At 67.8% G+C, this 25895-nt stretch carries 27 protein-coding genes; 16 read left to right on the top strand and 11 right to left on the bottom strand.

The window, feature by feature from the left end; genetic code table 11:
* Positions 1 to 425: 425 nt before the first annotated feature.
* The 5 genes from VA613_RS13705 to VA613_RS13685 all read right to left on the bottom strand — a co-directional run bounded on the left by VA613_RS13705 (position 426) and on the right by VA613_RS13685 (position 6035).
* A complete protein-coding gene (locus VA613_RS13705; RefSeq protein WP_324779579.1) occupies positions 426 to 1043 on the bottom strand; it encodes a hypothetical protein in 618 nt (205 codons plus the stop codon).
* A 354-nt stretch (positions 1044 to 1397) separates the two neighbouring features.
* Positions 1398 to 2798 carry a UDP-N-acetylmuramate:L-alanyl-gamma-D-glutamyl-meso-diaminopimelate ligase gene (gene mpl / locus VA613_RS13700; protein ID WP_324779578.1) on the bottom strand — a complete coding sequence of 467 codons (1401 nt, stop codon included), beginning with the start codon at positions 2796 to 2798 and terminating at the stop codon, positions 1398 to 1400.
* Positions 2799 to 2912: 114 nt separating this feature from the next.
* Entirely contained in the window at positions 2913 to 4766 is a 1854-nt protein-coding gene (locus VA613_RS13695; RefSeq protein ID WP_324779577.1) for an ATP-binding response regulator, read from the bottom strand.
* Between the two features lie 59 nt (positions 4767 to 4825).
* The gene (locus tag VA613_RS13690) at positions 4826 to 5467 is read right to left on the bottom strand and encodes a response regulator transcription factor (protein ID WP_324779576.1); all 642 of its coding nucleotides are present in this window, start codon (positions 5465 to 5467) and stop codon (positions 4826 to 4828) included.
* 49 nt (positions 5468 to 5516) lie between these two features.
* Positions 5517 to 6035 (bottom strand): SoxW family protein, encoded by a 519-nt coding sequence (locus VA613_RS13685; RefSeq protein ID WP_324779575.1) that lies wholly within the window; start codon positions 6033 to 6035, stop codon positions 5517 to 5519.
* Between the two features lie 54 nt (positions 6036 to 6089).
* Between VA613_RS13685 and hemC the strand changes: the two genes are divergently transcribed.
* The 5 genes from hemC (at position 6090) to VA613_RS13660 (ending at position 10636) form a co-directional block, all read left to right on the top strand.
* The gene (hemC, locus tag VA613_RS13680) at positions 6090 to 7010 is read left to right on the top strand and encodes a hydroxymethylbilane synthase (protein ID WP_324779574.1); all 921 of its coding nucleotides are present in this window, start codon (positions 6090 to 6092) and stop codon (positions 7008 to 7010) included.
* A complete protein-coding gene (locus tag VA613_RS13675) occupies positions 7007 to 7789 on the top strand; it encodes a uroporphyrinogen-III synthase (protein ID WP_324779573.1) in 783 nt (260 codons plus the stop codon). The genes hemC and VA613_RS13675 overlap by 4 nt, the downstream gene beginning before the upstream one ends.
* A 46-nt stretch (positions 7790 to 7835) precedes the next feature.
* The gene (locus VA613_RS13670; protein WP_324779572.1) at positions 7836 to 8810 is read left to right on the top strand and encodes a uroporphyrinogen-III C-methyltransferase; all 975 of its coding nucleotides are present in this window, start codon (positions 7836 to 7838) and stop codon (positions 8808 to 8810) included.
* Position 8811: 1 nt separating this feature from the next.
* The gene (locus tag VA613_RS13665; RefSeq protein ID WP_324779571.1) at positions 8812 to 9984 is read left to right on the top strand and encodes a heme biosynthesis protein HemY; all 1173 of its coding nucleotides are present in this window, start codon (positions 8812 to 8814) and stop codon (positions 9982 to 9984) included.
* Positions 9985 to 10117: 133 nt separating this feature from the next.
* Positions 10118 to 10636: a DUF302 domain-containing protein gene (locus VA613_RS13660; RefSeq protein ID WP_324779570.1), complete on the top strand. Its 519-nt coding sequence runs from the start codon at positions 10118 to 10120 to the stop codon at positions 10634 to 10636.
* A gap of 65 nt (positions 10637 to 10701) precedes the next feature.
* Here VA613_RS13660 and VA613_RS13655 read toward each other — a convergent pair whose 3' ends face one another.
* Complete coding sequence (locus tag VA613_RS13655) at positions 10702 to 11733, bottom strand: CDP-6-deoxy-delta-3,4-glucoseen reductase (RefSeq protein ID WP_324779569.1); 1032 nt, start codon at positions 11731 to 11733, stop codon at positions 10702 to 10704.
* Positions 11734 to 11843: 110 nt separating this feature from the next.
* On the opposite strand from VA613_RS13655, the gene VA613_RS13650 reads away from it, so the two are divergent.
* Positions 11844 to 12749 (top strand): SDR family oxidoreductase, encoded by a 906-nt coding sequence (locus tag VA613_RS13650; protein WP_324779568.1) that lies wholly within the window; start codon positions 11844 to 11846, stop codon positions 12747 to 12749.
* A gap of 5 nt (positions 12750 to 12754) precedes the next feature.
* Here the strand turns inward: VA613_RS13650 and VA613_RS13645 are convergent, their stop codons facing one another.
* Entirely contained in the window at positions 12755 to 13201 is a 447-nt protein-coding gene (locus VA613_RS13645) for an FxsA family protein (protein WP_324779567.1), read from the bottom strand.
* Positions 13202 to 13222: 21 nt separating this feature from the next.
* Here VA613_RS13645 and cutA point away from each other — a divergent pair, with 21 nt between their 5' ends.
* From cutA to VA613_RS13625, 4 genes are read left to right on the top strand one after another with little or no spacing between them, the layout of a single operon-like run.
* Positions 13223 to 13546 (top strand): divalent-cation tolerance protein CutA, encoded by a 324-nt coding sequence (cutA, locus tag VA613_RS13640; RefSeq protein WP_324779566.1) that lies wholly within the window; start codon positions 13223 to 13225, stop codon positions 13544 to 13546.
* Positions 13539 to 15827 carry a protein-disulfide reductase DsbD gene (dsbD, locus tag VA613_RS13635; protein WP_324779565.1) on the top strand — a complete coding sequence of 763 codons (2289 nt, stop codon included), beginning with the start codon at positions 13539 to 13541 and terminating at the stop codon, positions 15825 to 15827. Before cutA ends, dsbD begins: the two co-directional genes overlap by 8 nt.
* 47 nt (positions 15828 to 15874) lie before the next feature.
* Entirely contained in the window at positions 15875 to 16444 is a 570-nt protein-coding gene (locus VA613_RS13630; RefSeq protein ID WP_324779564.1) for a DedA family protein, read from the top strand.
* Positions 16441 to 17112, top strand: a complete 672-nt coding sequence (locus VA613_RS13625) for a DUF1345 domain-containing protein (protein ID WP_324779563.1) — start codon at positions 16441 to 16443, stop codon at positions 17110 to 17112. Before VA613_RS13630 ends, VA613_RS13625 begins: the two co-directional genes overlap by 4 nt.
* 13 nt (positions 17113 to 17125) lie before the next feature.
* On the opposite strand, the gene VA613_RS13620 is transcribed toward VA613_RS13625, so the two are convergent.
* From VA613_RS13620 to thiD, 4 genes are read right to left on the bottom strand one after another with little or no spacing between them, the layout of a single operon-like run.
* Positions 17126 to 18190 (bottom strand): hypothetical protein, encoded by a 1065-nt coding sequence (locus VA613_RS13620; protein WP_324779562.1) that lies wholly within the window; start codon positions 18188 to 18190, stop codon positions 17126 to 17128.
* The gene (gene hemL / locus VA613_RS13615) at positions 18187 to 19464 is read right to left on the bottom strand and encodes a glutamate-1-semialdehyde 2,1-aminomutase (protein WP_324779561.1); all 1278 of its coding nucleotides are present in this window, start codon (positions 19462 to 19464) and stop codon (positions 18187 to 18189) included. Before hemL ends, VA613_RS13620 begins: the two co-directional genes overlap by 4 nt.
* The gene (gene thiE, locus VA613_RS13610; protein WP_324779560.1) at positions 19461 to 20096 is read right to left on the bottom strand and encodes a thiamine phosphate synthase; all 636 of its coding nucleotides are present in this window, start codon (positions 20094 to 20096) and stop codon (positions 19461 to 19463) included. Before thiE ends, hemL begins: the two co-directional genes overlap by 4 nt.
* A 19-nt stretch (positions 20097 to 20115) precedes the next feature.
* Positions 20116 to 20958 (bottom strand): bifunctional hydroxymethylpyrimidine kinase/phosphomethylpyrimidine kinase, encoded by an 843-nt coding sequence (gene thiD / locus VA613_RS13605; protein WP_324779559.1) that lies wholly within the window; start codon positions 20956 to 20958, stop codon positions 20116 to 20118.
* 53 nt (positions 20959 to 21011) lie between these two features.
* Between thiD and VA613_RS13600 the strand changes: the two genes are divergently transcribed.
* The 6 genes from VA613_RS13600 (at position 21012) to VA613_RS13575 (ending at position 25879) form a co-directional block, all read left to right on the top strand.
* Positions 21012 to 21194 carry a rubredoxin gene (locus tag VA613_RS13600; RefSeq protein ID WP_324779558.1) on the top strand — a complete coding sequence of 61 codons (183 nt, stop codon included), beginning with the start codon at positions 21012 to 21014 and terminating at the stop codon, positions 21192 to 21194.
* A 133-nt stretch (positions 21195 to 21327) separates the two neighbouring features.
* The gene (locus VA613_RS13595; protein WP_324779557.1) at positions 21328 to 22236 is read left to right on the top strand and encodes a hypothetical protein; all 909 of its coding nucleotides are present in this window, start codon (positions 21328 to 21330) and stop codon (positions 22234 to 22236) included.
* 200 nt (positions 22237 to 22436) lie between these two features.
* Positions 22437 to 22796 carry a response regulator gene (locus tag VA613_RS13590; RefSeq protein WP_324781256.1) on the top strand — a complete coding sequence of 120 codons (360 nt, stop codon included), beginning with the start codon at positions 22437 to 22439 and terminating at the stop codon, positions 22794 to 22796.
* Positions 22797 to 22823: 27 nt separating this feature from the next.
* Entirely contained in the window at positions 22824 to 23189 is a 366-nt protein-coding gene (locus VA613_RS13585; protein WP_324779556.1) for a response regulator transcription factor, read from the top strand.
* Positions 23190 to 23199: 10 nt separating this feature from the next.
* Positions 23200 to 23721, top strand: coding sequence for a chemotaxis protein CheW (locus VA613_RS13580; protein WP_324779555.1), 522 nt, complete (start codon positions 23200 to 23202; stop codon positions 23719 to 23721).
* A gap of 52 nt (positions 23722 to 23773) precedes the next feature.
* Positions 23774 to 25879 carry a methyl-accepting chemotaxis protein gene (locus VA613_RS13575; protein WP_407702850.1) on the top strand — a complete coding sequence of 702 codons (2106 nt, stop codon included), beginning with the start codon at positions 23774 to 23776 and terminating at the stop codon, positions 25877 to 25879.
* Positions 25880 to 25895 lie beyond the last annotated feature (16 nt).

Below are 25895 nucleotides of genomic sequence, written 5' to 3'. Positions count from 1 at the left end.
GCCCCGTTCGCCCTGAGCCAGCGGAAGGGTCGCCGCGCAGCGGCGGGGACACACCGGCGTACCCCTTGCGGGTGCTGTCGAAGGGCTGGTTGTTGTAGTTGGAGACTTAGCAAACCACTGACCGTTGGCCGGGGGTTGCCCGGCGGCAAGTTACTTTTCTTGCTTGCCCAAGAAAAGTAACCAAAAGAAGGGCACCCCGACAGCCCCGAATTCCCGAAAATCGAACCTGCCGGACGGGCGGCGAAGAACTTGCCCCGCCTTGCTGTTCTTAATTTGTTTTTTGTGGGCGGGGCTCAAACACCTTCGCCGCTGATCCGTCCGGCAGGCTCGATTTCCGGCGGGGCTGTGAGGGGAGGAACGTCAAAATCAGGGTGGTGATGACTGGGTGGTTTGTGTGCTTGTGATGAGACGCAGCCCTTCGGCCATTACGACCTATCAGGCTTGTTGGATTTTTCTTCCCATGAGGAGAAATGAAAGTTCTCCTCGTAGAAGGATTTGTAAGAAATTTCTAGATCACCCCTATTCAGGGCATGCTCTACGACTTCAGGTGCTGGAAACTGTGGACCTAGAAACTGCACTGATACAACTATGCATCGCTCCTTTGGCACTATCGAATAGTTCTTTGCTAAGTAAGAATGGTTTGAGTGATATGAGAAGTTCGGGAAAAGGATTTTCAAAGCTTTCTCAATCGGTTCGGTTCCATTGCCGGAAATTTGCTTTCCATCAATCTTTAAAACGAAGTCCTCGATGATCGCGGGGCCAATGCCGTTGTTCACTAGCTCTACTGCGTAGAATCCTTTATCTGAATTGCTGTGCGTCCATGTCGTGAGATGAGGCCTGACGGAAAGCCTGTTGTGTTTCTTTGTTTGGGCTCCTTGCCAAAAGGAAAATACTAGAGCGCAAAGGGCAATGACTACGCTTGATATACCAGTTATCGTCTGCCACTCCATATTTCTTTTCTCTCTGCGAATGGAACGTGTATTACCCAGAGGGTAATGCGCGGAATGTTTGAACCTCAGAATTATCGGCAGCCAAACAGTCATCACCCCCTGGATTTGACTTACCTCCCTCACAGCCCCGCCGAAGATCAAGGGTGTCGGGCGGATCAGCGGCAAAGGTGTTTGAGCCCCGCTCACAAAAATTAAATCAACCCAGCAAAAGCGGGGCGAGTTCTTTGCCGCCCACCCGGCCCGCTTGAGCTTCGGGGTTTCGGGGATGTCGGGGTCGCCTTCTTTTGGTTACTTTTCTTGGCGAGACAAGAAGAGTGACTAGCCGCCGGGCTACCCCCGGCCGGTGGTCAGCAGTCCTGCGAAATCCTTCACTACTTCCAACAGCGCTTCGACAAGCTCAGCGCGAACGGTGGTTGGGGCAAACGCACCGCAACCACCTCGATCCCCTTACGCATACCCCCCATACCGATGCATAGGCGTCAGCACGATCTCCTCGTGATAGTGGTGGTGCAGCGCATCCAGCAGCTTGGCGTGGATGCCGCCGAACCCGCCGTTACTCATCATCAGCACGTGGTCGCCGGGGCGGCCGTCTTCGACGAGCTGGGCGACCAGTTTGTCCAGGTTGTCGTACACGCGTGCCTTGTCGCCGAGCGGGGCGAGCGCCTCTTGCGCGTCCCAGCCGAGGTTGGCGCCGTAGCAGTAGACGAGGTCGGCGCCGGCGAGGCTGTCCGGCAGCTGCGACTTCATCACGCCGAGCTTCATGGTGTTGGAGCGCGGCTCGAGCACCGCGAGGATGCGTGCCTGGCCGACCTTGCGGCGCAGGCCTTCGACGGTGGTGGCGATGGCCGTGGGGTGGTGGGCGAAGTCGTCGTAGACGGTGATGCCGTGCACGCTGCCGCGCACTTCCATGCGGCGCTTGACGTTCTCGAAGCGGCTCAAGGCGTCGATCGCGGTGGCGGCGGGCACGCCGGCGTGGCGCGCGGCGGCGATGGCGGCGAGCGCGTTCATGCGGTTGTGTTCGCCGATCAGGTCCCAGTTCACCCGCCCCTGCCGCACGCCGTTGAACAAGACGTCGAAGCTGCCGTCGGCGTCGGGTTCGCCGGCGGTCCAGCCGTCCGTGCCGCCGAAGCGCTCCACCAGGGTCCAGCAGCCGCGCGCGAGCACGCGGTCGAGGTTGGCGTCGGCGCCGTTGGCGACGATGAGGCCGTTGCCGGGGACGGTACGCACCAGGTGGTGGAACTGGGTCTCGATGGCGGCGAGGTCGGGGAAGATGTCGGCGTGGTCGAATTCGAGGTTGTTGAGGATGACCGTGCGCGGGCGGTAGTGGACGAACTTGGAGCGCTTGTCGAAGAACGCGGTGTCGTATTCGTCGGCCTCGATGACGAAGAAGGGGGTGTCGGTGAGGCGCGCCGAGATGCCGAAGTTCTGCGGGATGCCGCCGACGAGGAAGCCCGGCCGCATGCGCGCGTCGTCGAGGATCCACGCCAGCATGGCCGAGGTCGTGGTCTTGCCGTGGGTGCCCGCGACGGCGAGCACCCACTTGTCCCTCAGCACGTTGTCGGCGAGCCACTGCGGGCCGGAGGTATAGGGCAGGCCGCGCTCGAGGATCGCTTCCATCAGCGGGTTGCCGCGGGTGACGACGTTGCCGACGACGAAGACGTCGGCCTTGAGCTCGGCCTGCTTTGCGTCGTAGCCCTCGATCAACTCGATGCCGAGGGCGCGCAGCTGGTCGGACATGGGCGGATAGACGTTGGCGTCGCAGCCGGTGACGGTGTGGCCGGCAGCGCGGGCAATCGCAGCGATGCCGCCCATGAAGGTGCCGCAGATGCCGAGGATGTGGATGTGCATGGTGGTGAGCGGTAAGCGGTGAGTGGTGAGTGGTGAGTGGTGAGTGGTGAGCGGTGAGCGGTGAGCGGTGAGTGGTGAGCGGTGAGCGGTGAGCGGTGAGCGGTGCGGGGAGGATTATCCCATGGCGGCGCTGCGCGCCTGCTGGATCAGGTGGGTGAGCAGTGCGCGCAGCTTGGCCGGGCGCAGCGGCTTGTGGAGCAGGGGGAAGCCGGCGCGGGCGATGCGCTGGATGGTGTCGGGCGCGGTGTCGCCGGTGATGACGATGGCCGGGATCTCGCGCCCGAACTTCTGCCGCAGCCGGTCGATCACTTCGAGGCCGTCGCGGTCGTCGGGCAGCCGATAGTCGGACACGATGACGTCGGGCGTGCGGCCGATGCTGTCCAGCCACTGCTCGGCTTCGGCGGTGCTGTGCGCGGTCACGAGGTCGAGCTGCCAGTTGTCGAACAGCTCCGCCATGCCGCGCAGGATCGCGTTCTCGTCGTCGACCAGCAGCACCAGCGCGTCGGCGGGGATCTGGACCGCGATGCTGGCGCCGCCCGCAGGCTGGATCAGCCGGGCGTCGCCGCAGGGCACGTCGATGCTGAAGGTCGACCCGTGGCCGGGACGCGACCGCAGATCGATCCGGTGGCCGAGCAGCCGTCCCAGGCGCGACACGATGGCGAGTCCCAGGCCGAGCCCCTTGCTGCGGTCGCGCGCCGGGTTGTGCAACTGCACGAATTCCTGGAACACGCTTTCCTGCTGGTCGGCCGGAATGCCGCGCCCGGTGTCGATCACGCTGATGCGTACCGCACGCCCGCGGCGCCGGCAGGCCACCAGCACGCCGCCGTCGTCGGTGTAGCGGATCGCGTTGGCGATCAGGTTGGCGAGGATGCGCTCGATCAGCAGCGGGTCGCTGTACAGCGTCGCGTCGCACGGCCGGAAGCGCAGCCGCAGCTGCTTTTCCGCGGCGAGGGCGCCGAACTGCTTGGCCAGCTCGTCGAGCATCCGCTGCAGCGGAAAGTGGACCGGGTGCACTTCGATGGCGCCGGCGTCGAGGCGCGAAATGTCGAGCAGCGCGTTGAACAGCAGTTCCATCGCCGCGATCGACGCCTCGATGTTGTCGATCAGCGTCTGCGTTTCCGGCTGCTGGCTGCGCGCCTTCAGCGCCGCGACGAACAGCGACAGCGCGTGCAGCGGCTGCCGCAGGTCATGGCTGGCGGCGGCGAAGAAGCGCGATTTCGCGTGATTGGCGCGCTCCGCCATGTCCTTCTTCGCCGCCAGGTCGGCGGTGGCTTCGCGGATGCGGCGCTCCAATTCGCCGCGGTGCGCCTGCAGCGCCTCGGCCATCTCGTTGATGCCGGCTGCGAGCGCACCGACTTCGCCTTCCGGGGGAAGCTGGGTGCGGACCGTCAGGTCGTCGCAGGCGAGGCGCCCGACGACCTGGCCGACATGGCGCAGCTGGCTCGCGAGACGGTTGGACAGCCGCCAGGCAAGCGCGCCCGTGAGGCCCAGTGCGAACAGCATCAGCAGTGCGCCGTGCAGCAGCGTATCGCGCTTGAAGGCGCTGATCTGGTCGAGCCTGACGCCGACTTCGACCTGCCCCAGGAAATCCGCGTGCGGCACGGTGCTGGCCGGCAGCCGCGCACGGCCAGGCGTTTCCGCGGCAGGCAGCCGGATGTCGAGGCGATGCCGGTGATGGCGGTCGAGCAGCGCGGCGCTGAGTGTGTCGCCGGTGCTCGCGACGAGCCGCCCCTCGGGGTCGGAGACGCGCGCGAAGGCCAGCTGGCTGTTGCGCGCTTCGCTCTCGAGCAGGCTGAGGACGAGGCCGGTGTCGCCGCTGATCAGCGGATAGGGGAGGACGCCGGCGAGGTGGGTGGCCGCGTTGACCGCGCGCGCGTGCAGCGCGCGTTCGGCGCTGGCGAGCGACTGCGTGGTGAAGTAGGCAACCGTGCCGAATTCCGCCAGCAGCGCAGGCAGCAAGGCGATCATGAGCATCCGGCTGCGAATGCTTGACGGCGACAGGCGTGCGAGGAGGGTGCGCAGGCGCGTCACGAACCGTGGGTCAGCCGCCGGATGGCCAGCACCGCTTCGGTACGGTTGCTGACGCCGAGGGTGCGGAAGATCGCCGCGATGTGCACCTTTACCGTGCTTTCCGACATCGACAGCATGCCGGCGATTGCCTTGTTGGCGCAGCCCTGCGCCAGCAGGCGCGCGACCTCGAGTTGCCGCGTGGTCAGACCGCTGTGCTGCAGCGCTTCGGCGATGGCCGGCGCCTCGCGGTGCGGACCGCCGGTGCCGTCGCCGAGGCAGCTCGGCACGTAGATGTCGCCGGCCAGCACCTGCTGCAGGGCAGCCAGCATCGCCGCGCTGGAGGCGGCCTTGGGAATGTAGCCCAGCGCGCCGGCTTCCAGCGCGCTGCGGATGTCATGCGGGGATTCCGAGGCGGACAGCACGACCAGCGGAACGTCGGGGAAGCGGCTGCGGAATTGCGCAATCCCCTGCATGCCGACGAAGCCCGGCATGTTGAGGTCGACCACGGCGAGGTCGAGGTCCGGGTGCTGGGCGGTCTGGGCGAACAGGCTGGGATAATCGTGGGCGTCGAGGATTTCGACCGGCGGGTCCAACTGGGACAGGACCTGCCGCACGCCTTCGCGCATCAGCGGATGATCGTCGGCCAGAACGGTTTTCATGGGCGCGCTTCCTGCATCGGCGCATTCTATCGCCCTGCCGCGGGCCTGGCTATTTGCCGCGCACCTTGTTGGCGCCGGCGTCGATGGCGCTTTGCAGGTAGCCGTAGTAATAGTCGGGGATCAGCAGGCCGACGATGGCGTCGCCGGTGGCGTTGCCGCGGGTGTCGAAGACCTGCACGGTGGGCACCATGTAGACCTTGTGCTCGGCGGCGAAGGCGCCCTCGGTGGTCGGCGCGCCGTCGAAGCCGGTCAGCGGGGTGCTGGCGCCGAGCGTGACCTCGCGGATGAGGACCCGCTTGCGGGAGGCCGGGTCTTTCTGCATCGGGATCAGATAGTCCTGCTTGACCCGTTCGCAATAGCCGCAGCCGGGGCTGGTGAAGACGACCAGGATGGGCACTTGGCGCTTGGCCGCCGCACGCGCGTCGGCCTGGAAATCCCTGGCGTGAACGAGGCTGTCGGCCGCGCCGGCAACGCCGGGCAGCGCCAGACCCCATGCTAAAATCACGGCCCCGGCTGCGATCAGCTGCGCGATCGCAGCCTGTCCCCTGGATGGTTTCGCATACTTCATGTTTGCCAGTATCGCGCCATCATTTGCCAATTCAAAGAGTTGATTCCTACCGCCATGCAGACCCTGACCATTGCCTCCCGTGAAAGTGCGCTTGCCATGTGGCAGGCCGAGCACATTCGCGACCGACTGCGTGCGCTGCACCCGGGCTGCACGGTCAACATCCTGGGCATGACGACGCGTGGCGACCAGATCCTCGACGTCACGCTGTCCAAGATCGGCGGCAAGGGCCTGTTCGTCAAGGAACTCGAGGTCGCGCTGGAGGCCGGCGAGGCGGATCTGGCGGTGCATTCGATGAAGGACGTGCCGATGGAGCTGCCGCCGGGATTCGAGCTGGCGGTGATCGGCGAGCGCGAGGATCCGCGCGACGCCTTCGTGTCGAACCGCTACGCGCGGCTGTCCGAGCTGCCGCCCGGCGCGGTCGTCGGCACGTCCAGCCTGCGCCGCGAGGCGCAGCTGCGCGCCCGCTACCCGCACCTCGTCGTGAAGCCCCTGCGCGGCAACGTCGGCACCCGCCTGAAGAAGCTCGACGAAGGGCAGTTCGACGCCATCCTGCTCGCTGCCGCCGGCCTCAAGCGGCTCGGCCTCGGCGGGCGCATCAGGAGCCTGCTGTCGGTCGAGGACAGCATCCCCGCCGCCGGCCAGGGTGCGCTCGGCATCGAGATCCGCAGTGGCAACGCGGCCGTCGCCGCCATGTTGACCGCGCTCAATCATCCCGAAACCGCCGCCTGCGTGCGCGCGGAGCGGCAGGTCAGCCGCGTGCTCGGCGGCAGCTGCCAGGTGCCGCTGGGGGCGCACGCGGTCCTGCAGGACGGTCGTCTGCTGCTGAACGGGTTCGTCGCCCATCCGGACGGCAGCGGCTTCATCCACGACACGGCGACAGGCGACGCCGCCGATCCCGAGGCGGTCGGCCAGGCCCTGGCCGACCGCCTGCTGGCGCAGGGCGCGCGCGCCATCCTCGACAATCTGCCTGCATGACGCAGCCGCTCGCCGGACGCGCGGTGCTGGTGACGCGGCCTGTCCATCAGGCGGCGCCGCTGATGCAGGCGATCCGGGCTGCGGGCGGGGAGGCGATCGCCTTTCCCGCGCTGGCCATCGAACCGGTCCCGGTCGAGCAGCTGGGCGATGCGCTCGGTCGCCTCGCTGGCGCCGACATCGCGATCTTCATCAGCCCCAACGCGGCGCAGTTCGGCATGGACGCGATCCGTGCCCACGGCGGGCTGCCCGCGGGGATCCAGGTATTGGCGGTCGGGCCGGGCACCGCGCGCGGCCTGGCGGCCGCGGGCGTGGCCGGCGTCGTGACGCCGGCCGGCCAGGACAGCGAGGCGCTGCTGGCCTTGCCGCAGCTGCAGGCGGTCGCCGGCCGGCGGGTGGTGATCGTGCGCGGCGTGGGCGGCCGCCCGCTGCTGGCCGATACCTTGCGCGCGCGCGGGGCCGAGGTGCAGTTTCTGGAATGCTACCGGCGCACCCGCCCGGATGCCGACGCCGCGCCGCTGCTGGCGCGCTGGCGGGCGGGCGGGGTCGACGCGGTGACGATCGCGAGCGCGGAAACGCTCGACAATCTGGCCATGCTGCTGGGCGACGTCGGCGCGCCCTTGCTCGCGGCCACGCCGCTTTTTGCGCCGCATGAGAAAATCGCCGCAGCGGCCCGCCGCGCCGGCATCGTCCACGCCATCGCCACCCCCGGCGGCGACGCAGGCCTGCTGGAAGGCCTGATCAACTGGTTCCGCAATGAGACAAGCCCAGAACATGAATGACGCTCCCGTAACGCCCCCAGCGCCTCCCATCGCCTCGTCCCCGGCGATGCCGCCGGTCCGCATCCAACTGGTTCCCATCGTCGCCATGCTGGTCGCGGTGCTTGCGCTGGCGGCGGCGGCCTGGTCGTGGTCCGACAGCCGCGAGCGCATCCGCGACCTGAAGACGGAGCTGGGGCGGCGCCTGGCCGAGTCGGGCAAGGATGTCAGCGAGTCCCGCCTGCTCGCGCGCAACGCCGACGACGCGATGCGGCAGCTGGGGGAACGCGTGGCGCATATCGAAAGCCAGATGGCGACGTCGCAGCAGCAGCAGCTCGCGCTCGAGACCCTGTACAAGGAGCTCGCGCAGGGGCGCGACCAATGGACGCTGTCCGAGATCGAGCAGGTGCTGCTGACGGCCGCGCAGCAGCTGCAGCTGGCGGGTAACGTGAAGGCGGCGATCATCGCGCTGGAGGGCGCCGACACGCGACTGCAGCGCCTCAACAAGCCCCAGTTCACCGCGCTGCGCCGGGCCATCGCGTCCGATCTGGCGAACCTGCGCGCGGTGCCCTCGATCGACGAGGTTGGCGTGAGCGCGCGGCTCGAGGCGCTGGTGGCGCACCATGCCAGCTGGCCGCTCGCGAGCGCGCAAGCATCCGAGGCGGCGCCCGCGCCGCGCGCGCTGAAGGCCGTCAACCTCGGCCAGGAGCTGTGGTCGGAGCTGAAGCACCTGGTGCAGATCCGCCGCATCGAGGGCAACGAGGCGATCCTCCTGCCGCCCGATCAGGCGTATTTCCTGCGCGAGAACGTGCGCCTGCGCCTGCTGTCGGCGCGGCTGGCCCTGATGTCGCAGGACCAGGCTGCGTTCCGCGCCGACCTGCGCGCGGTGCAGCAGATGCTGCAGGACTACTTCAACACGCGCGACGCCGGCGTCGCCGACGCCATCGCCGAAGTCAAGCGCCTGGCGAGCCTGCAGATCGCGGTCAAGCTGCCGGGCATCGATGCCAGCCTCGCCGCGCTCGATGCCTACAAGGGAGACCACTGACGTGCGCTGGCTGATCTCCCTCCTGATCATCGCCGTGCTGGCGGTCGCGCTGGCCATGGCGGGACGCTACGACCCCGGCTACGTCGTGCTGGTGTATCCGCCGTGGCGCGTCGAAATCTCCTTCATCGGCTTCGTGCTGGCCGTCATCGGCATGATCGTCGGCGGCATCGTGCTGCTGCGGCTCGCCGTCCTGACGCTCAATCTGCCGAGCATCGTGCGCGAGCAGCGTGCCGCCCGCGCCGCCCGCAAGCGCGACGAGAATTTCGTCGGCGGGCTGCGGGCCCTTGCCGAATACCGCTTTCAGGATGCCGAACAGTCGCTCGGGCAATGGCAGGGCGACGCGGCCCGCATCGGGCTGGCGCGCGTGCTGGCGGCGCGAGCCGCCCAGGAAATGCGCGCGGCGTCCCAGCGCGAGCGATACATCCGGGAGGCGTCCGAACACGACGCCGAGCTGGCGGCGCAGCTGTTCGAGGCGGAAGCGCGCCTCGACACCAAGGACGCCGCGGCCGCGCTGGTCGCGATCAACCGCGCCAAGGAGATCGCGCCGCAGCACACGGCGCTGCTGCGGCTCGAGCTCAAGGCGCGGCAGATGACGGGGCAATGGGACGAGGTCGACCGGCTGCTCGATGCGCTGACGCGCAGCAACGCGCTCGAGCCGGGGATCGCCGCGCAGACCCGGCGCCTGGCCTATGCGGAGAACCTCAGGCGCCGTGCCGACGACGATCGCGGCCTGCTCGAATACTGGAAGAAGATCCCGTCCGAATTCAAGACCGATCCGTGGGTGGCGCGCGCCGCCGCCCGTGCCTTCATGCACCGCGGCGGCCACGACACCGCGCTCGACGTGATCGAGGCGGCGCTCGGCCGCGAATGGAACGAGGACCTGGTGCCGCTCTATGGCGACCTGCGCGGCAGCAGCCCGACGCGCCAGATCGAACAGGCCGAAAAGTGGCTGCACGCCCATCCGCGCGACGCGCAGCTGCTGCTGGCCCTGGCGCAGCTGTGCAGCGCGCAGCAGTTGTGGGGCAAGGCGCAGAGCTACCTGGAAGCCAGCCTCGCGATCGCCGCCACCGCCGAAGGCCATATCCGCATGGCCGAGCTCAAGACCCAGAGCGGCCAGCCGGGCGAGGCGTGCCAGCATTACCAGAAGGCGCTGGCGCTCTGCCGTGCGGACTAGGGGTCGCCGGCCCGGCCTTCGCGCGCCGGTCCGGGACGAACCTGCCGCCGTGGGCTGGCACGTTTGTACAGGGGTCGCTGCCGCAGGCTCCGTATATCATTAGAGTTTTCTAATGTTCGAAAGGAGGGCCGCCATGCGCCGCCAATTTCTTGCCGTCGTGGGCGTCGCGTTGAGCGCGCTGGTCATGTCCGTTCCCGCCGCCGCCGCGCCGAAGGCGAAGCCGCAGGCTGCGCAGTCCGCCGGGGTCTACAAGGTGGCGATCGATCCCGGCGTCAGCCTCGCCGACGCGGCCGAGTCGATGCGCCTGCGCGCCAATGCGCTCAATCTCAAGCTGGTCGCCGAACTGCCGCTGTCGAAGCAGGTGGAATCGATCACCAGCCAGCCGCAGCGCACCGTCACCATCTTCCAGTTCTGCGATGCCCTCACGGCCAAGGACCTGATCGACGTCAACATCGACTTCGCGGTCTACATGCCTTGCCGCATTGCGCTGATCGAGGACGCCAAGGGCCAGGGCTGGCTGGTGATGATGGACGTGAATGTCGATGCGATCGCGAAGGAAAAGCGCGTGCCGCAAGTCCTGAAGGATCGCATCAACACGGTGCGCCAGTCGCTGATCGACATCATGCAGGCGGGGGCCAAGGGCGAGCTGTAAGGCTTCCTCGCCCAGCCAGCCCGGGCCCTGGCCCGGGCTTTTTTACGGGTGCCGCCGGCGCATCGTCAGGCGGCGACTTCGGCGTCGGCCGCGTAGACGAAGGAATCGGCGAAGAACTGGTCTTCGGGCAGCTTGCGGGTCTGCACGAAGCTGTCGCGCGCATGGTCGACCATCACGGGCGCGCCGCAGGCGTAGACCTGGTAGCCCGAGAGGTCGGCGAAATCCGCCAGCACGGCCTCGTGCACGAAGCCGGTGCGGCCCTGCCAGTGATCGCCGGGCTGCGGATCCGACAGCACCGGAATGAAGGTGAAATTCGGGTGTTCCGCCTGCCATTGCTGCGGCAGCTCGGCCATGTAGAGATCCTTCAGCGAGCGCACGCCCCAGTACAGCACCATCTCGCGGTCGGCGTGCTCGGCGAAGGCGTGCTGCAGCATGCCCTTGATCGGCGCGAAGCCGGTGCCGCCGGCGATGAAGATCATCGGCTTGTCCGAATCCTCGCGGATGTAGAACGACCCGAGCGGGCCCTTCAGGCGCAGGATGTCGCGCTCCTTCAGCGTGGAGAACACCTGGTCGGTGAACAGGCCGCCCGCCACGTGGCGGATATGGAGTTCCAGCAGCGCGTCGTCGTGCGGCGGATTGGCGAGCGAATAGCTGCGCGACTTGCCGTCCTTGAGCTGGAAATCGATGTACTGTCCGGCCAGGAACTGCAGGCGCTCGTTGGCGGGCAGCTTGATCTTGACCAGCATCACGTCGTCGGCGCGCTTTTCCAGCTTCTCGACGCGGCACGGCAGGGTCTTCACGACGATGTCCTTGGCGGCGCCGATCTCCTTCGCTTCGATGACCAGCTCCGACAGCGGCTTCGCGCGGCAGAACAAGGCACGGCCCTGGACCTTCTCCTCGTCCTTCAGCGCGGTGGCCGAATGCGTCCCGTAGTCCACCTGGCCGGACAGGATCTTGCCCTTGCAGGCGCCGCAGGCGCCGTTGCGGCAGCCGTAGGGCAGGGCGAAGCCTTCCCGCAGGGCGGCTTCGAGTATCGTTTCGTCATCGTCGACGGTGAATCGGTGCCCGCTGGGCTGGATGGTGACCTGATACGGCATGATGTGCGCTTAGAATGCGGTGATAAACCGCGCAATTATCGCCCGACTGGAGGGGGTTTTCACCCCTGCTCCGGAAGGGTTACAGGCAGGATGCGATGGCAGGCAGGGCAATGAAGAAGATCTTGATCGTGGGATTCGGCGACATCGCCGAGCGGCTGGTGAGGCGCTACGCGCGCCAGGCCGATTTCATCGGGCTCGTGCGGCGGCCCGAGCGCGCCGCCGCGTTGCGGGCGCTGGGGGTCACGCCCTACGTCGGCGACCTCGACGCCCCCGCCACGCTGAACCGGTTGCCGCGCGTCGACGGCGTCTTCCATTTCGCGCCGCCGCCCAACGCGGGGCGCTCGGATCCGCGCACCGCGCGCCTGCTGCGCGCGCTGGGGCGGCGCAGCAGGCCGGCGGCGCTGGTCTACATCAGCACCAGCGGCGTCTATGGCGACTGCGGCGGCCAGTGGGTGGCGGAAACGCGCCCGGTCGCGCCGGTCAACGGCCGCGCGGTGCGGCGGGTCGACGCCGAGCGCCAGCTGCGCGCCTGGGGCGAGGCGCTCGGGGTGCAGGTGAGCATCCTGCGCGCGCCCGGCATCTACGCCGCCGACCGCCTGCCGCTCGAGCGCATCAAGCGCGGCACCCCGGCCTTGATTGCCAGGGACGACAGCTACACCAACCACATCCATGCCGACGATCTGGCGCGGCTGGCGTGGGCGGCGCTGTTCCGCGGCCGCGCGCAGCGCGTCTATCACGCGGTCGATGCGCACCCGCTCAAGATGGGCGACTGGTTCGACAGCTGCGCCGATGCCTTCGGCCTGCCGCGCCCGCCGCGCGTGAATCGCGCCGAGGCGGAAACCGTGCTGTCGGAAGCGCTGCTGTCCTTCCTGCGCGAGTCGCGCCAGCTGTCGAATGCGCGCACCCTGCGCGAACTGCGGGTGAAGTACCGCTATCCGGCGTCGGACGACCTGTTGCGCGAAATCCGGCAGACGCGCGTCGACGGCGCGGAAACCGGGCAGGGGGCCCTGTTCTGAGGCGCTCAGCGCAGCAGGTCGTCGGGTTCCCGCCGGAACTCGCCGTCTATCGTTTTGGGCGTGGCGTTCGCCCCCTCTCTCCACGCGGGGGAGGGTTGGGGCGAGGGCCCGTCGTCGTTGGCGGACTGCAGAGGATTCGCGCGGCGCCCGGACCAGGTGCCTGGCGTCAGCAGCAGGACGAGCGCCAGCAGATCGCTGATGAAGCCCGGAAATATGAGCAGCCCGCCGGCGAGGAGGATGCGGCCGCTGGCGAACAGGGCAGCCAGCGGATTGCCGCCGGCCTGGACCGAAAACAGCAGGCGCGGCCCCCACGTGGCGCGCTCGAGGCGGATCAGCAGGATGCCGGCGACGGCAGCGAGCATCAGCCATAGCCAGACCCAGCCGCCGATGACGTGGGCGACCCAGAAGATGCCGATGGCCTCGAGCACCGGAAACGACAGGAGCAGTAGCACAATCCAACCAAAGCGCATGACATGGAACCTTTGTTAGTCTTGACGAATGTACCCGATGTGGCGGTCGCCGATAAGCTGGCGCACGCGCTGATCGAATCCCGCGCGGCGGCGTGCGTGAACGTTTTGGCGGCGTGCCGCTCCATCTACCGCTGGCGGGGAGCGGTGGAGACGGCGGATGAAATCCCGATGCTGATCAAGACGACCGCGGCGTCGTGGCCGCAGGTCGAGGCGATCGTCCGCGCCCACCATCCCTACGAGGTACCCGAACTCGTTGCCGTACCGATGACACATGGCCTGCCCGCGTACCTCGCGTGGCTCGCCAAGGAGACCGAAAAGCATGACTAAGTGGATCCGTTCGCTCGCCGCCCTGTTCTTAATTGGGGGCGCATCGGCCTATTTTCCAGTGGCGGGCGCCGAGGAATTTCTCGAGCCCGAGGCCGCGTTCAAGTTCTCCGCGCGCGCCGTCGACGCCGACACGCTGGAAGCGCGCTGGCAGATCGCCGACGGCTACTACATGTATCGCGACAAGTTCCGCTTCGAGGTGGAGGGCGCGAAGCTGGGCGCCCCGCGGATGCCGGCCGGCAAGGTCAAGGAAGACGAGAATTTCGGCAAGGTCGAGACCTATCGCAAGGAGATCCGCATCGCGCTGCCGATCGCGCACGACGCAGGCGTGACGTCGGTCACGCTGAAGACGGTCGCGCAGGGCTGCGCCGATGCCGGTCTCTGCTACACGCCGCAGACCGAGCGCGTCACGCTCAAGCTGCCCGCCGCGGTCGCCGCCCCGGCGCCGCTTGCGCCGCCGCCCGCCGCCGCTTCGCCGGCATCCCCCTCCGCACTCGACCGCCTGCGCAGCCTCGCCGGCGATGAGGGGATGCCGCAGGTACTGCCCCCCGAGCAGGCTTTCAAGGTGGCGGCCGCGATGGCTGACGCGCAGACGGTCAAGCTGGATTACGCGCTGACGCCGTCGACCTATCTCTACCGCAACAAGCTCGCGTTCGCCGTCAAGGCGCCGGCGGACCTCAAGGTGACGCAGGCCGATACCCCGGCCGGCGACGTCAAGGACGATCCGAGCTTCGGCCGCACCGAGGTCTATCATCGCGATTTTTCCGCCCGCCTCACGCTGTCGCGCGCGCTCGCCGCGAACGAGAAGCTGGTGCTGGCCGCGACCTGGCAGGGCTGCAACGAGGCGGTCGGCATCTGCTACCCGCCGATCCAGCACGACTTCACGCTGACCGCCGCGGGCGGCGCCGCGCCGGCCGTCGCCAGCGCGGCGGCTGCCCCCGCCGAGCCCGCGGCAGCCGAGTCCGACACCTCGCGCATCGAGCGCGTGCTGAAGGGCGGGAGTTTCTGGGCCGTCGTCGCCACCTTCTTCGGTTTCGGGCTGCTGCTGGCGCTGACGCCATGCGTGTTCCCGATGATCCCGATCCTGTCGGGCATCATCGCCGGCCAGAACCAGCAGCTCACCAAGACCAGCGGCTTCCTGCTGTCGCTCGCCTACGTGCTCGGAATGGCCATCACCTACGCCGTCGCGGGCGTTGCCGCGGCGCTGTCCGGCACGCTCATCTCGAACGCGCTGCAGAACCCGTGGGCGCTCGGCGTCGGCGCCGGGCTTTTCGTGCTGCTGGCCCTGTCGATGTTCGGCTTCTTCGAGATCCAGCTGCCGAGCGCGCTGCAGAGCAAGTTCTCGGACGCCTCCAACAAGATGAAGGGCGGCAACTTCGCCGGCGTCTTCGTCATGGGCGCGCTGTCTGCGGTGATCGTCGGTCCCTGCGTCGCGCCGCCGCTGGCGGCCGCGCTCGCCTTCATCGCGCAGACCGGCAACACGACCCTGGGCGGCGTCGCGCTGTTCGTGCTGGCGCTCGGCATGGGCGTGCCGCTGCTGCTGGTCGGGCTGTCGGCCGGCGCCCTGCTGCCCCGGGCGGGTGGCTGGATGAACGCGGTGAAGTATTTCTTCGGCGTATTGATGCTGGCGATCGCGATCTACCTGATCTCGCCGATCATCCCGGCGTGGCTCAACATGGCGCTGTGGGCCGTGCTGCTGATCGCTTCGGCGATCTACCTGCACGCCCTCGACCCGCTGCCGACCCACGCGTCCGGCTGGGCGCGCCTGTGGAAGGGCCTCGGCGTCGTGCTGCTGATCGGCGGCCTGGCGATCATTCTCGGCCTGCTGGCCGGCAGCCGCGATCTCCTGCAGCCGCTCGACGTGTTCAAGGGCGGGATCGCGGCCACCGGCGGCGGCGCGCAGGCGGCCGAGCCGCACGGCCCCGCGTTCGAGAAGGTGAAGAGCGTCGCCGAGCTGGAGGCGCGGCTGGCGGCGGCCAAGGCAGACGGGCAGCCGGTCATGCTGGATTTCTTCGCCGACTGGTGCGTGTCGTGCAAGGAGATGGAGCGCTTCACCTTCAGTGATCCCAAGGTGCAGGCGCGGCTGCGCAAGATGGTGCTGCTGCAGGCCGACGTCACCGCCAACAGCGACGCCGACAAGGCGCTGCTCAAGCGCTTCGGGCTGTTCGGGCCGCCCGGGCTGATCTTCTGGAACGGCGCGGGTCAGCAGTCGGACTACAAGGTGATCGGCTTCGAGAAGCCGGACAAGTTCCTCGCCAGCATCGACGCCGCCCTCGGCTCCTGAGGGCGGCGTGAGCGGCGTGCGCATGCGCTGAAGCGGGGCGTGCGGCGATGGACCTGCCCACACTGATCGCGCACTACGGCTACGCCGCGGTTCTCGTCGGGGCGGTGTTCGAGGGCGAGACCGTGCTCCTGCTGGCGGGCTATGCGGCGCACCGGGGCTATCTCGACTTTGCCGCCGTCACGGGCCTCGCCTGGCTGGGGGCGGTTGCCGGCGACCAGTTCTTCTTCTGGCTCGGCCGCCGCCACGGGCAGCGCCTGCTCGAGCGCCGGCCCGTGCTGCGCGGCCGGGTCGCAGAGGCCTTCGCCCTGATCGAGCGTCACCCGGTCGCGATCATCCTGACCATGCGCTTCCTGTGGGGCCTGCGCATGGCGCTGCCCATCGCGATCGGCCTTGGCCGCGTGCCGTGGCGGCGCTTCGCGGAGCTCAATGCGCTGTCCGCGGCGCTGTGGGCGCCGCTCGTCGCCGGCCTCGGCTGGAGCTTCGGCGCCTTGCTGGCGGGCCAGGAGGCGATGCTGCATCATTACGAGCATTGGGTGATGGCGGCCCTCGCCGTCGCGGCGCTGCTGCTTCGTGCCGCGGTGCGCCGCCGCCGGCGACACCCGGAGCCGAAACGATGAAACTGCTGCTGCCCCTGCCTCACGCCAATCTGCACCCGCTGGCGCGCCTGCGGGCCTGGCATCGCGTGCTGCTCGCGGCGCTCGCGGGCGTGCTGGCCGCCGCGGTCCTGCCACTGGCGCTGTGGGAGGCGCGCCTGCTGGCCGGATGGCTGGCCGGCACGCTGGGTTATCTGGTGGTCGTCTGGTGGGGCATGGGGCGGCTCGACGCCGCGCGGACCCGTCTGCGGGCATCCAGCTTCGACCCGGGCTCCGCCGCCCTTTATGCCCTGATCGTCGCGATATCCTGGGTCAGCCTGGGCGGCGTGCTGCTGGTGACCGACGCCGCCCGCACCCTGTCCGGGCCGGCGCGCTGGACCCACATCGGACTGGCGCTGGCGACGCTCGCGGCGACATGGCTGCTGATGCAGACGGTGTTCGCCCTGCGCTATGCGCGCCGCTATTACCGCGAGGACGCGCACGGCCTGCTGTTCCCGGGCGAGGCGGCGCCGTCCTATCTCGACTTCGCCTATTTCTCCGCGGTCATCGGCATGACCTCACAGGTGTCCGACGTCGCCATCGCCAGCGCGGCCATGCGCCGGCTGGCGCTGCTGCACGGCCTGGTGTCGTTCGGCTTCAACCTGATGGTGCTGGCGCTGACGCTCAACCTCGTTGCCAGCGCACTCGGCTGAGCCGCACCGGCGGTCAGCCGCGACGCAGCACCGCGATGCCGTCGAGCAGCGGGGTGACGACCGGCTGGATCTTGCGCCGCATCAGCGAGCCGATGGCGGTGGTCTTGAGGAAGATCGGCCGCACGGTGTCGGCGTCCACCGCCGCCAGGGCGTCGAGCGCATTGCAGTCCGCTTCGAACTGCGGTGCGATGGCCAGAAGCGCCGCGCGGGCTGCGTCGTGCGCGGCCGCGTCGACCTGGCGCAGCGGCGCGCACCAGTTCGCCAGCGCATTGAGCGTATGGTTCACCACTTCCTGGATTTCGGGGCGTTCGAGAATCGTCGCAATGGTCGCGAGGAAGGTCTGCCCCTGGCCGGACAGGGCCTTGGCGAGCATCGTGCTGTAAGGGTTGCCGGCAAGTGCGGGCACATTCGCATGGTCGGCGCGCGCGGCACGCGGACTGGGCAGTTCGTCCGGCTGCAGCTCGAGGAAGGGCACGTAGTAGGAATTCCGGCTGGTGCCCCGCTTCCAGATCGCCAGCCGCTCGGCGTCGGTGAGCACGCCCGAGACGAGCATGACCGCCACGGTGTCGAGGATGCCGACGTCGTCCTCGTGCAGGAAGGCGAGGTGCTCGACCAGGAATTCCGCCAGCGTGCGGCCCATGCCGCCCCGGCACACGACGTCGCGCATCAGCATCAGCCGTGCGTTCTCGATCGTCGGCATGCACCACCAGGCATAGCGTGCGAGCTCGTCGGTGAGCGCGGGCGAATGCACCACTGCGACGACCGCCTCCTCTTCCGCAATCAGCAGGAGCTGGGCCAGATGCTGCTCGGAGAGGCCGGCCTGCGACTGCCGCGTCCAGCGCGTGAGATGCACCGGATAGCCGCCGGGCGAGCCGAGCACGTGGCCGGACAGCATCTCGCGCACCCGCTTCAGGTAGCGATCGGACCGCTCGGTGGGCTTCAGCGGCACGCTCGCCTCGCCTTGCGGGGTGAGCGCCCACAGCGTCATCGCCGACTCGTCGATGCGGACGGCCTTGAGGTCGGTGTTGAAGAGAACGTTGAGGCGCAGTTCGTCTTCAGGGGAGAGTTCGTCGTTCATAGGGTCTTGAAGACTTCGCGCGCGGCGCCGATCGTCGCGTCGATGTCGGCGTCGGTGTGCGCCGCCGAGACGAAGCCGGCCTCGAACGCCGACGGCGCAAGATAGAAGCCGCGGTCGAGCATGGCGTGGAAGAAGCGGTTGAATTTCTCGCGGTCGCACTGCATCACCTCGGCGAAGCTCGCCGGCGGCTTGGCAGCGAAGTAGAGGCCGAACATGCCGCCGACCGAATCGGCGCAGAAGGTGACGCCGGCGTCCTTCGCCGCGGCGGAGAGACCGTTCACCAGTTTCGCGGTGCGTGCGGCCAGTCCCTCGTAGAAGCCCGGCTCGGAGACGGCGGCCAGCGTCGCCAGACCGGCGGCCACCGCGACCGGGTTGCCCGACAGCGTGCCGGCCTGGTAGACGGGGCCGACGGGCGCGAGCGCGTCCATGACGTCGGCGCGGCCGCCGAAGGCGCCGACCGGCATGCCGCCGCCGATGACCTTGCCGAGCGTGGTCAGGTCCGGTTTGATGCCGAGCAGCTTCTGCGCGCAGCCAAGGTCGACGCGGAAGCCCGTCATGACCTCGTCGAAGATCAGGAGCGCACCGTGCGCATCGCACAGCCGGCGCATCGCCGCCATGAATTCGGCGGTCGGCTTGACCAGGTTCATGTTGCCGGCGAAGGGCTCGACGATGATGCAGGCGATCTCGTTGCCGATCTCGGCGAAGGTGCGCTCGAGCCCGGCGACGTCGTTGTAGTCGAGCACGAGGGTCTGCGCCGCGACCTCGGGGGGCACGCCGGCCGAGGTCGGGTTGCCGAAGGTGAGCGCGCCGGAGCCCGCCTTCACCAGCAGGAAGTCGGCGTGGCCGTGGTAGCAACCCTCGAACTTGATGAACTTGGAACGGCCGGTGAAGCCGCGCGCCAGGCGGATCGCGCTCATGGTTGCCTCGGTGCCGGACGAGACCAGGCGCACCTTCTCGATGCTCGGCAGGAGCTGCGTGATGCGGGTCGCGATCGTCAGTTCCGCCTCGGACGGTGCGCCGAACGACAGGCCGTTGGCTGCGGCGTCCTGCACCGCCTTGACCGTGCCGGGGTGGGCGTGGCCGAGGATGGCCGGACCCCAGGAGCCGACGTAGTCGATGTATTCACGGCCGTCGGCGTCCCACACGCGCGAGCCCTTGGCGCGGCTGAAGAAGACGGGTGTGCCGCCGACGCTGCGGAAGGCGCGCACCGGCGAATTCACGCCGCCGGGTATGACTTTCTGCGATTGTTCGAAGAGCTGTTCGTTGCGGGTCATTGTTCGGGTTCCGTTGCGAAGAGTTGATTCAGGTCGTGCGCGGCGGCACGGATGTCGGCGGCGTCGAACAGCGCCGACAGGACGGCGAGGCAGTCGGCGCCGGCGTCGAGCAGCGACGGCGCATTGGCGAGCGTGATGCCGCCGATCGCCACGATCGGCACGCGCAGGGCCGGGCCGGCTGCGCGCAGCAGATCGAGGCTGGCGCGCGGTGCCGCGGGCTTGGTCGGTGAGGCGAAGAAGCTGCCGAAGGCGACGTAGTCGGCGCCGGCCGCCTGCGCGGCCAGGGCCAGGTCGAGGCTCTGGTAGCACGAGGCACCGATGAACTTGCCCGGCCCGAGGATGATGCGCGCCTCCCGCAGGCTGCCGTCGTCGCGCCCCAGGTGGACGCCGTCGGCGCCGGTGAGATCGGCGAGCCGGAGGTCGTCGTTGACGATCAGCGGCGCACCGTACCGGCGGCACAGCGCGGCGAGCTCGCTGGCCTGCTCGTGGCGGCGCGCGACGTCGGCCGATTTGTCGCGGTACTGCACGGCGGCGACGCCGCCGGCGAGCGCGGCCTCCACCTGGGCCAGCAGGTTTTCGGTGTCGGCGGTCTCGGGCGTGATGGCGTAGACGCCACCGGGAAAATCGGGCATGGCGGATCCGTGAAGCGCGTCAGGCGTTGCCTTCCGCCTGGGCGTCCTGCGCCCAGAAGAAGCGCTCGGGAATGTACTGCCCCATTCCCGGGCGGAACGCCGCCTTGAGCGTTTCGTAGGTGAAGTTCTGCGCGTCGCGCACCGCCTGCGGCACGTCCTGGCCGAAAGCCAGGGTGGCGGCAATGGCCGAGGCGAGCGTGCAGCCGGAGCCGTGATAGCTGCCGGGCAGGCGGTCCCAGGCGTCGGTCTGGACGTGACCGCGGGCATCGTACAGGCTGTTCAGCACGCGCGGCGTGGCTTCGTGGGTGCCGGTGATGAGCACGTATTCGCAGCCGAGGTCGGTCAGGTGGCGGGCGCAGGCGGCGAGATCGAGGTCGTCCTCGTCCGACTCGAACAGCGCGAGCCGCCGCGCCTCGTGGCTGTTCGGGGTGAGCACGGTGGTCTGCGGGATCAGCAGGTCGCGCATCGCGGCGATCATGTCGTCGGTGGCGAGCTCGTCGCCGCGCCCGGACGCCAGCACCGGGTCGAGCACGACCGGGATGTCGGGGTAGTCGGCGAGGATCTCGGCGATCACGGCGATGGATTCGGCGCCGCCCAGCATGCCCAGCTTGAACGCGGCCACCGGCACGTCTTCCAGCAGCATGCGCGCCTGGTCCGCGACCCATTCGGCGTCGATCGCCAGCACTTCCTCGACGCCGGCCGTATCCTGCACGGTGATCGCGGTGATCACCGACAGCGGATGGCAGCCCATGCTGGCGAGCGTCAGCAGGTCGGCCTGGATGCCGGCGCCGCCGGTCGGGTCGGACGCGGCGAAGCTGAGCACCAGCGGCGGCGTGGGCTTGGGGGAGAAAATAGGCGGCATGGCGTCACTGCTTTAGAATCAAGCCCCAATTTTAGCCGAATCCCCTTCTTCCCATGCCTGACACCCCCGAATACCGGAGCTGGATGTGCCTGATCTGCGGCTACATCTACCACGAGGAGACCGGCGCGCCCGAGGATGGCATTCCGCCGGGGACGCGCTGGGAAGACGTGCCGATCAACTGGACGTGTCCGGATTGCGGCGCCCGCAAGGACGATTTCGAGATGGTGGTGATCTAGGACATTTTCTTGATTCTTTTCAAGAAATCGCCCGGAGCGTCGTTATCTGGGCAGAAGGCGTGCAGGCCATGGGCGCGCATGCCGGCTGCCGACGGCGAAGCGGCTGTAAAAACAACTTGATCAGGAGACGACAATGATACTGCGGTGGATTTCGACATGGGTCCTGCTGGCTTTTTCGACAGCCGTGTGGGCGATTTCCCCTTACATCCAGGGCGATTCGGTAACGGGGGGCAGCGTCCAGGCGGCCGCCGGCGCCGTCGAGGCCAAGCTCAAGCGCGGCGGCTTCAAGGTCGTCGGCAAGTATTTTCCCCAGAACCTGGCGGGCTATGGCGTGGTTGTCGCGACCGACGACGCGATGCTCGGCGAAGTCGCCTCGGTCGGTGGCAACGCGGTGCTCGGTGCCGCGATTCGCGTGGGCGTGAAGGCCGACGGCACGGTGACCTACACCAATCCGGACTACTGGTATCGCGCCTATTTCCGCAAGGCCTTCGCGAGGAAGGAGGAGGCCGTCAAGGCCCTGCAGGGGCGCCTGCAGGAGACGCTCGGCGCCGGCAAGGGCATGGGCGGCGACGAAACGGCCGGCAGCCTTGCCAATTACCGCTACATGATCGGCATGGAGCGCCTGGATTCGCCGAAGAACAAGCTGGCCGAATACGGCAGTTTCGCCGAGGCGGTGAAAACCGTGCGCGACAACCTCGCCAAGGGCGCGGCGCGCACCTCGAAGGTCTACGAGATCGTGATGCCGGGGCAGAAGCTCGCGGTGTTCGGCGTGGCGATGAACGAGGGCGAAAACAGCGACGGCAACTGGATCAAGAGAATCGACATGCAGAACAGCATCGCAGGCCTGCCCTACGAGATCTACGTGGTCGACAAGGAGGTCGAGTCGCCGCACGGCCGCTTCCGCATCGCGCTGGCTTTCCCGGACGTCGGCATGGGCCAGTTCATGCGGATTTCCTCGCTGCCCAACAGCATCATCGAGACGATGAGCGCGGTGGCCGGGGCCGAGAAGAAGTCGAGCGGGGACGCCTGGCAGCAGCAATGACACGCCGGCAGGTCTCGCCGGAAGGGCGCCGCAATGCGGCGCCCTTTTTGTTTTCCGGGGCCAGCCCCGCGGCCTGGCGCACTAAAGAAGCCGGGAGTGCTGCCGTAATGTTTACCACACAGGTGGGTGGCAGGTGCCGCCTGCCCGGAACCCTGCTGGAGAAACGTGTGGATAACGAAGCTTTGAAAGGCGTGAAGGTGATGGTCATCGACGACAGCAACACCATACGCCGCAGCGCGGAGATCTTCCTCAACCAGGCGGGCTGCGAGGTCATTCTGGCGCAGGATGGCTTCGATGCGCTGGCCAAGATCGCCGACCATGAACCCCATGTCGTCTTCGTCGACATCATGATGCCGCGCCTGGACGGCTATCAGACCTGCTCGCTGATCAAGCGCAACGCCAAGTACCGCACCACGCCGGTGATCATGCTGTCGTCCAAGGACGGTCTGTTCGACCGGGCCCGCGGCCGTATGGTCGGGTCGGACGAATACCTGACCAAGCCGTTTACCAAGGACACGCTGCTGACCGCCGTGCGCGAGCATGCGTGCGCGGGCGCATAACCGAATTACTCAGAAGGAGAACACATCATGGCGATCAGCCGAATCCTGGTAGTGGACGATTCCCCGACCGAGCGCTTCTTCCTGTCCGAACTGCTGGTCAAGAACGGCTATCTGGTCAGCATGGCCGAGAGCGGCGAAGAGGCGATCGCCCAGGCCAAGCAGACGCTTCCCGACCTGATCGTGATGGACGTCGTCATGCCGGGCATGAACGGCTACCAGGCGACCCGCATGATCACCAAGGAAGAGGCGACCAAGCACATCCCGGTGATCATGTGCACGACCAAGGGGCAGGAGACCGACAAGGTGTGGGGCATGCGCCAGGGCGCGAAAGCCTACCTGGTGAAGCCCGTCAAGCCGGAAGACCTGCTGTCGCAGATCAAGGCGCTGGGCTGAGCGGACCGCCATGGCCAAGAAATTCAATCTGCGCGAATTCCAGACGTCGCTTTCGCAGCAGTTGCAGGCCGCGGCCAGCCGTGACAATTCCGGATCGCGGCTCGGCTTCCGCGTGGGGGACGCCAACTGGCTGGTGAGCCTCTCGGACACCGAGGAGGTGATCCCGGTGCCGCCTATCGTCAAGGTACCCGGCGCGCGACGCTGGTTCCGCGGCGTGGCGAACATCCGCGGCAATCTTTTTGCGGTCAGCGATTTCGCCGATTTCATGGGACAGGGCGTGACGCCCGACCATGCCGAGTGCCGTCTGCTGATCCCGCATCACGAATTCGGCGTCAACGCGGCGCTGCTGGTGCGCGGCACCCTGGGCCTGAAGAACATCAACCGTTACGAGCTGCGCAGCGAGAGCGCCGCACATCCCTGGGTCGCCCGCCAGTATGCGGACGAGGCGGGCGTCGAATGGTGCGACATGGATTTCGGGCAACTCCTCGGCAATGCCGATTTCCTCATGGCCGAGGCGCAGGCCGGCAGCTGATCGAATTCAAAATAACCGGGCGCATCGGCGCCGCTGAAGAAGGACTGGAGCGATGAACATGGCAATCACGATGAACGGGCTCAAAGGGCTGGCTGGCCGCATGACCGGAAAGGGCCGGGGCAGCGAGCAAACCACCCTGATCATGCAGACCGTGCGCAAGCTGGCCGACAAGGAGCCGGGCAAGGTTCCCCTGATCGGCAGCCTGCCCGTCGAGAAGCAATATCTCTACACCGGCGGCACCCTGATCGTTTCCCTGCTTCTCGCCGCTGGCTTCATCATCTACAGCTCGATCCAGCTCGACAACCGCACCGGCTACGAGACCCGGGCCGGCGAACTCAAGGTGCTGTCGCAGCGCCTGCCGTTGACTGCCCAGCAGTCGGTGCTGGGTGACGCCGCGGCCTTCAAGAAGCTGGCGGACGGCAAGGTCAGCTTCGATGCGACCCTGAAGGGCTTGATGGAAGGTGACGACACGGTGCCGGCATCCGGCGGCGCGGCGCGCGAGACCCTCGGCAAGATCGATGCGCAGTGGAAGAAGTTCAATCCGCAGATCGCCCAGATCCTGTCGCAGCAGAAGAACCTCGTCGCACTGAGCAAGAACATCAGACGCATCAACGAGCTGAGCGTCGACCTGCAGAAGGTCGCCGAGCGGCTGGCCAGCCAGTTGTCCGATGCCGGCGTGCGGGAGGTTTCGCGTGCCGACCACCTGGTGATGCTGAGCCAGCGCCTACCGAAGAACGCGAACCTGCTGCTGTCGTCCGACCTGATCGACCCGGCGGTCGTGAGCCAGCTGGAGAAGGACACCACCTCGTTCCGCGACACGGTACAGGCGCTGATGGAAGGCCCGGCGGCGCGCAACGAGAACAGCATGGCCACCCTCGAGGACCTCGGCAGCAACATGGGCGACATGGTCGAGGTGGTCGGCTCGGTGTTGGCCGACACCCAGCCGCTGCTGAAAGCCAAGGTGGCGGCGAAGAACCTGTTCGGCGGCAGCGACGGGCTGCTCGCCAATACCGACCGGCTGTCCAAGGACTACCAGTCCGTGGGGGGAACCGGCTATCTGCTGGCCGCCGTGTTCGGCGTCCTGGCGATCGCCTCCCTCGTGATGCTGGGGCTCGTGAACATCAACGAGACCAAGTCGCGTGCGCGCAAGAGCGAGGAGGAAAACAGCCGCAACCAGGAGGCGATCCTGCGGCTGATGGACGAACTCGGCGAACTGGCCGAAGGCAACCTCACCATCAATGCGAGCGTGACCGAGGACATCACCGGCGCGGTGGCCGACTCGATCAACTACACGGTGGAAGAGCTGCGCAGCCTGGTGCGCGGCATCAACAACGCCGCCCAGCAGATGGACCAGGCCGCCAGCGAGGCGAGCCAGGTGTCCGACTCGCTGCAGCAGGCGGCGCGCCGCCAGACCGCGGGCATCGAGGAAACCTCCGCCGCGGTGGTGAACCTCGCGCAGTCGGTGCAGCAGGTGTCGGGCAACGCGGCCGAATCCGCCCGCGTGGCAGAACAGTCACTGGCAGCCGCCGAAAAGGGACAGCAGGCGGTGGCGAACGCGATCGGCAGCATGAACACCCTGCGCGAACAGATCCAGGAGACCTCGAAGCGAATCAAGCGCCTCGGCGAATCCTCGCAGGAGATCGGCGAGATCGTCGAACTGATTTCGGATATTACCGAGCAGACCAACGTGCTGGCGCTGAACGCGGCGATCCAGGCGGCGTCCGCCGGTGAAGCGGGACGCGGCTTCTCGGTGGTTGCGGAAGAAGTGCAGCGTCTGGCGGAACGCTCCGCCGACGCGACGAAGCAGATCGCGGCGATCGTGAAGACCATTCAGTCCGACACGCACGACACGGTGGCGGCGATGGAGGTCTCGACCCAGGGCGTGGTCGAGGGCGCCAAGCTGTCCGACGCGGCCGGCCAGACCCTGGCCGAGATCGGCGACGTGTCGAAGAAGCTGGCGACCCTGATCGCGGACATCTCCGCCGCGACCCAGACCCAGGCCGAATCGACCGCCAAGGTGGCGGAGACGATGCAGGACATCAAGGCGATTTCCGCGCAGACCGCCAGCGGCACGCAGCAGACCGCCGAATCGATCGGCGGCATGAAGCAGCTCGCGCAGGATCTGAAGAACTCCGTCGCCGGCTTCAAGCTCGCCTGATCGCCTCGACCGCGGC

It is taken from the genome of Thiobacillus sp. SCUT-2 (assembly GCF_035621355.1).
Classification (GTDB): Bacteria; Pseudomonadota; Gammaproteobacteria; order Burkholderiales; family Thiobacillaceae; genus Thiobacillus; species Thiobacillus sedimenti.
The sequence above is the reverse complement of the archived record's forward strand: the minus strand, read 5'-3'. Positions and strand labels throughout refer to the sequence as shown.

What these genes read in the sequence shown, in the direction of transcription:
- VA613_RS13705 (WP_324779579.1), bottom strand. Translation starts at nt 1,043, where the DNA reads ATGACTGTTTGGCTGCCGATAATTCTGAGGTTCAAACATTCCGCGCAT.
- mpl (WP_324779578.1), bottom strand. Translation starts at nt 2,798, where the DNA reads ATGCACATCCACATCCTCGGCATCTGCGGCACCTTCATGGGCGGCATC.
- VA613_RS13695 (WP_324779577.1), bottom strand. Translation starts at nt 4,766, where the DNA reads ATGATCGCCTTGCTGCCTGCGCTGCTGGCGGAATTCGGCACGGTTGCC.
- VA613_RS13690 (WP_324779576.1), bottom strand. Translation starts at nt 5,467, where the DNA reads ATGAAAACCGTTCTGGCCGACGATCATCCGCTGATGCGCGAAGGCGTG.
- VA613_RS13685 (WP_324779575.1), bottom strand. Translation starts at nt 6,035, where the DNA reads ATGAAGTATGCGAAACCATCCAGGGGACAGGCTGCGATCGCGCAGCTG.
- hemC (WP_324779574.1), top strand. Translation starts at nt 6,090, where the DNA reads ATGCAGACCCTGACCATTGCCTCCCGTGAAAGTGCGCTTGCCATGTGG.
- VA613_RS13675 (WP_324779573.1), top strand. Translation starts at nt 7,007, where the DNA reads ATGACGCAGCCGCTCGCCGGACGCGCGGTGCTGGTGACGCGGCCTGTC.
- VA613_RS13670 (WP_324779572.1), top strand. Translation starts at nt 7,836, where the DNA reads ATGCCGCCGGTCCGCATCCAACTGGTTCCCATCGTCGCCATGCTGGTC.
- VA613_RS13660 (WP_324779570.1), top strand. Translation starts at nt 10,118, where the DNA reads ATGCGCCGCCAATTTCTTGCCGTCGTGGGCGTCGCGTTGAGCGCGCTG.
- VA613_RS13655 (WP_324779569.1), bottom strand. Translation starts at nt 11,733, where the DNA reads ATGCCGTATCAGGTCACCATCCAGCCCAGCGGGCACCGATTCACCGTC.
- VA613_RS13650 (WP_324779568.1), top strand. Translation starts at nt 11,844, where the DNA reads ATGAAGAAGATCTTGATCGTGGGATTCGGCGACATCGCCGAGCGGCTG.
- cutA (WP_324779566.1), top strand. Translation starts at nt 13,223, where the DNA reads ATGGAACCTTTGTTAGTCTTGACGAATGTACCCGATGTGGCGGTCGCC.
- dsbD (WP_324779565.1), top strand. Translation starts at nt 13,539, where the DNA reads ATGACTAAGTGGATCCGTTCGCTCGCCGCCCTGTTCTTAATTGGGGGC.
- VA613_RS13630 (WP_324779564.1), top strand. Translation starts at nt 15,875, where the DNA reads ATGGACCTGCCCACACTGATCGCGCACTACGGCTACGCCGCGGTTCTC.
- VA613_RS13625 (WP_324779563.1), top strand. Translation starts at nt 16,441, where the DNA reads ATGAAACTGCTGCTGCCCCTGCCTCACGCCAATCTGCACCCGCTGGCG.
- VA613_RS13620 (WP_324779562.1), bottom strand. Translation starts at nt 18,190, where the DNA reads ATGAACGACGAACTCTCCCCTGAAGACGAACTGCGCCTCAACGTTCTC.
- hemL (WP_324779561.1), bottom strand. Translation starts at nt 19,464, where the DNA reads ATGACCCGCAACGAACAGCTCTTCGAACAATCGCAGAAAGTCATACCC.
- thiE (WP_324779560.1), bottom strand. Translation starts at nt 20,096, where the DNA reads ATGCCCGATTTTCCCGGTGGCGTCTACGCCATCACGCCCGAGACCGCC.
- thiD (WP_324779559.1), bottom strand. Translation starts at nt 20,958, where the DNA reads ATGCCGCCTATTTTCTCCCCCAAGCCCACGCCGCCGCTGGTGCTCAGC.
- VA613_RS13600 (WP_324779558.1), top strand. Translation starts at nt 21,012, where the DNA reads ATGCCTGACACCCCCGAATACCGGAGCTGGATGTGCCTGATCTGCGGC.
- VA613_RS13595 (WP_324779557.1), top strand. Translation starts at nt 21,328, where the DNA reads ATGATACTGCGGTGGATTTCGACATGGGTCCTGCTGGCTTTTTCGACA.
- VA613_RS13590 (WP_324781256.1), top strand. Translation starts at nt 22,437, where the DNA reads ATGGTCATCGACGACAGCAACACCATACGCCGCAGCGCGGAGATCTTC.
- VA613_RS13585 (WP_324779556.1), top strand. Translation starts at nt 22,824, where the DNA reads ATGGCGATCAGCCGAATCCTGGTAGTGGACGATTCCCCGACCGAGCGC.
- VA613_RS13580 (WP_324779555.1), top strand. Translation starts at nt 23,200, where the DNA reads ATGGCCAAGAAATTCAATCTGCGCGAATTCCAGACGTCGCTTTCGCAG.
- VA613_RS13575 (WP_407702850.1), top strand. Translation starts at nt 23,774, where the DNA reads ATGAACATGGCAATCACGATGAACGGGCTCAAAGGGCTGGCTGGCCGC.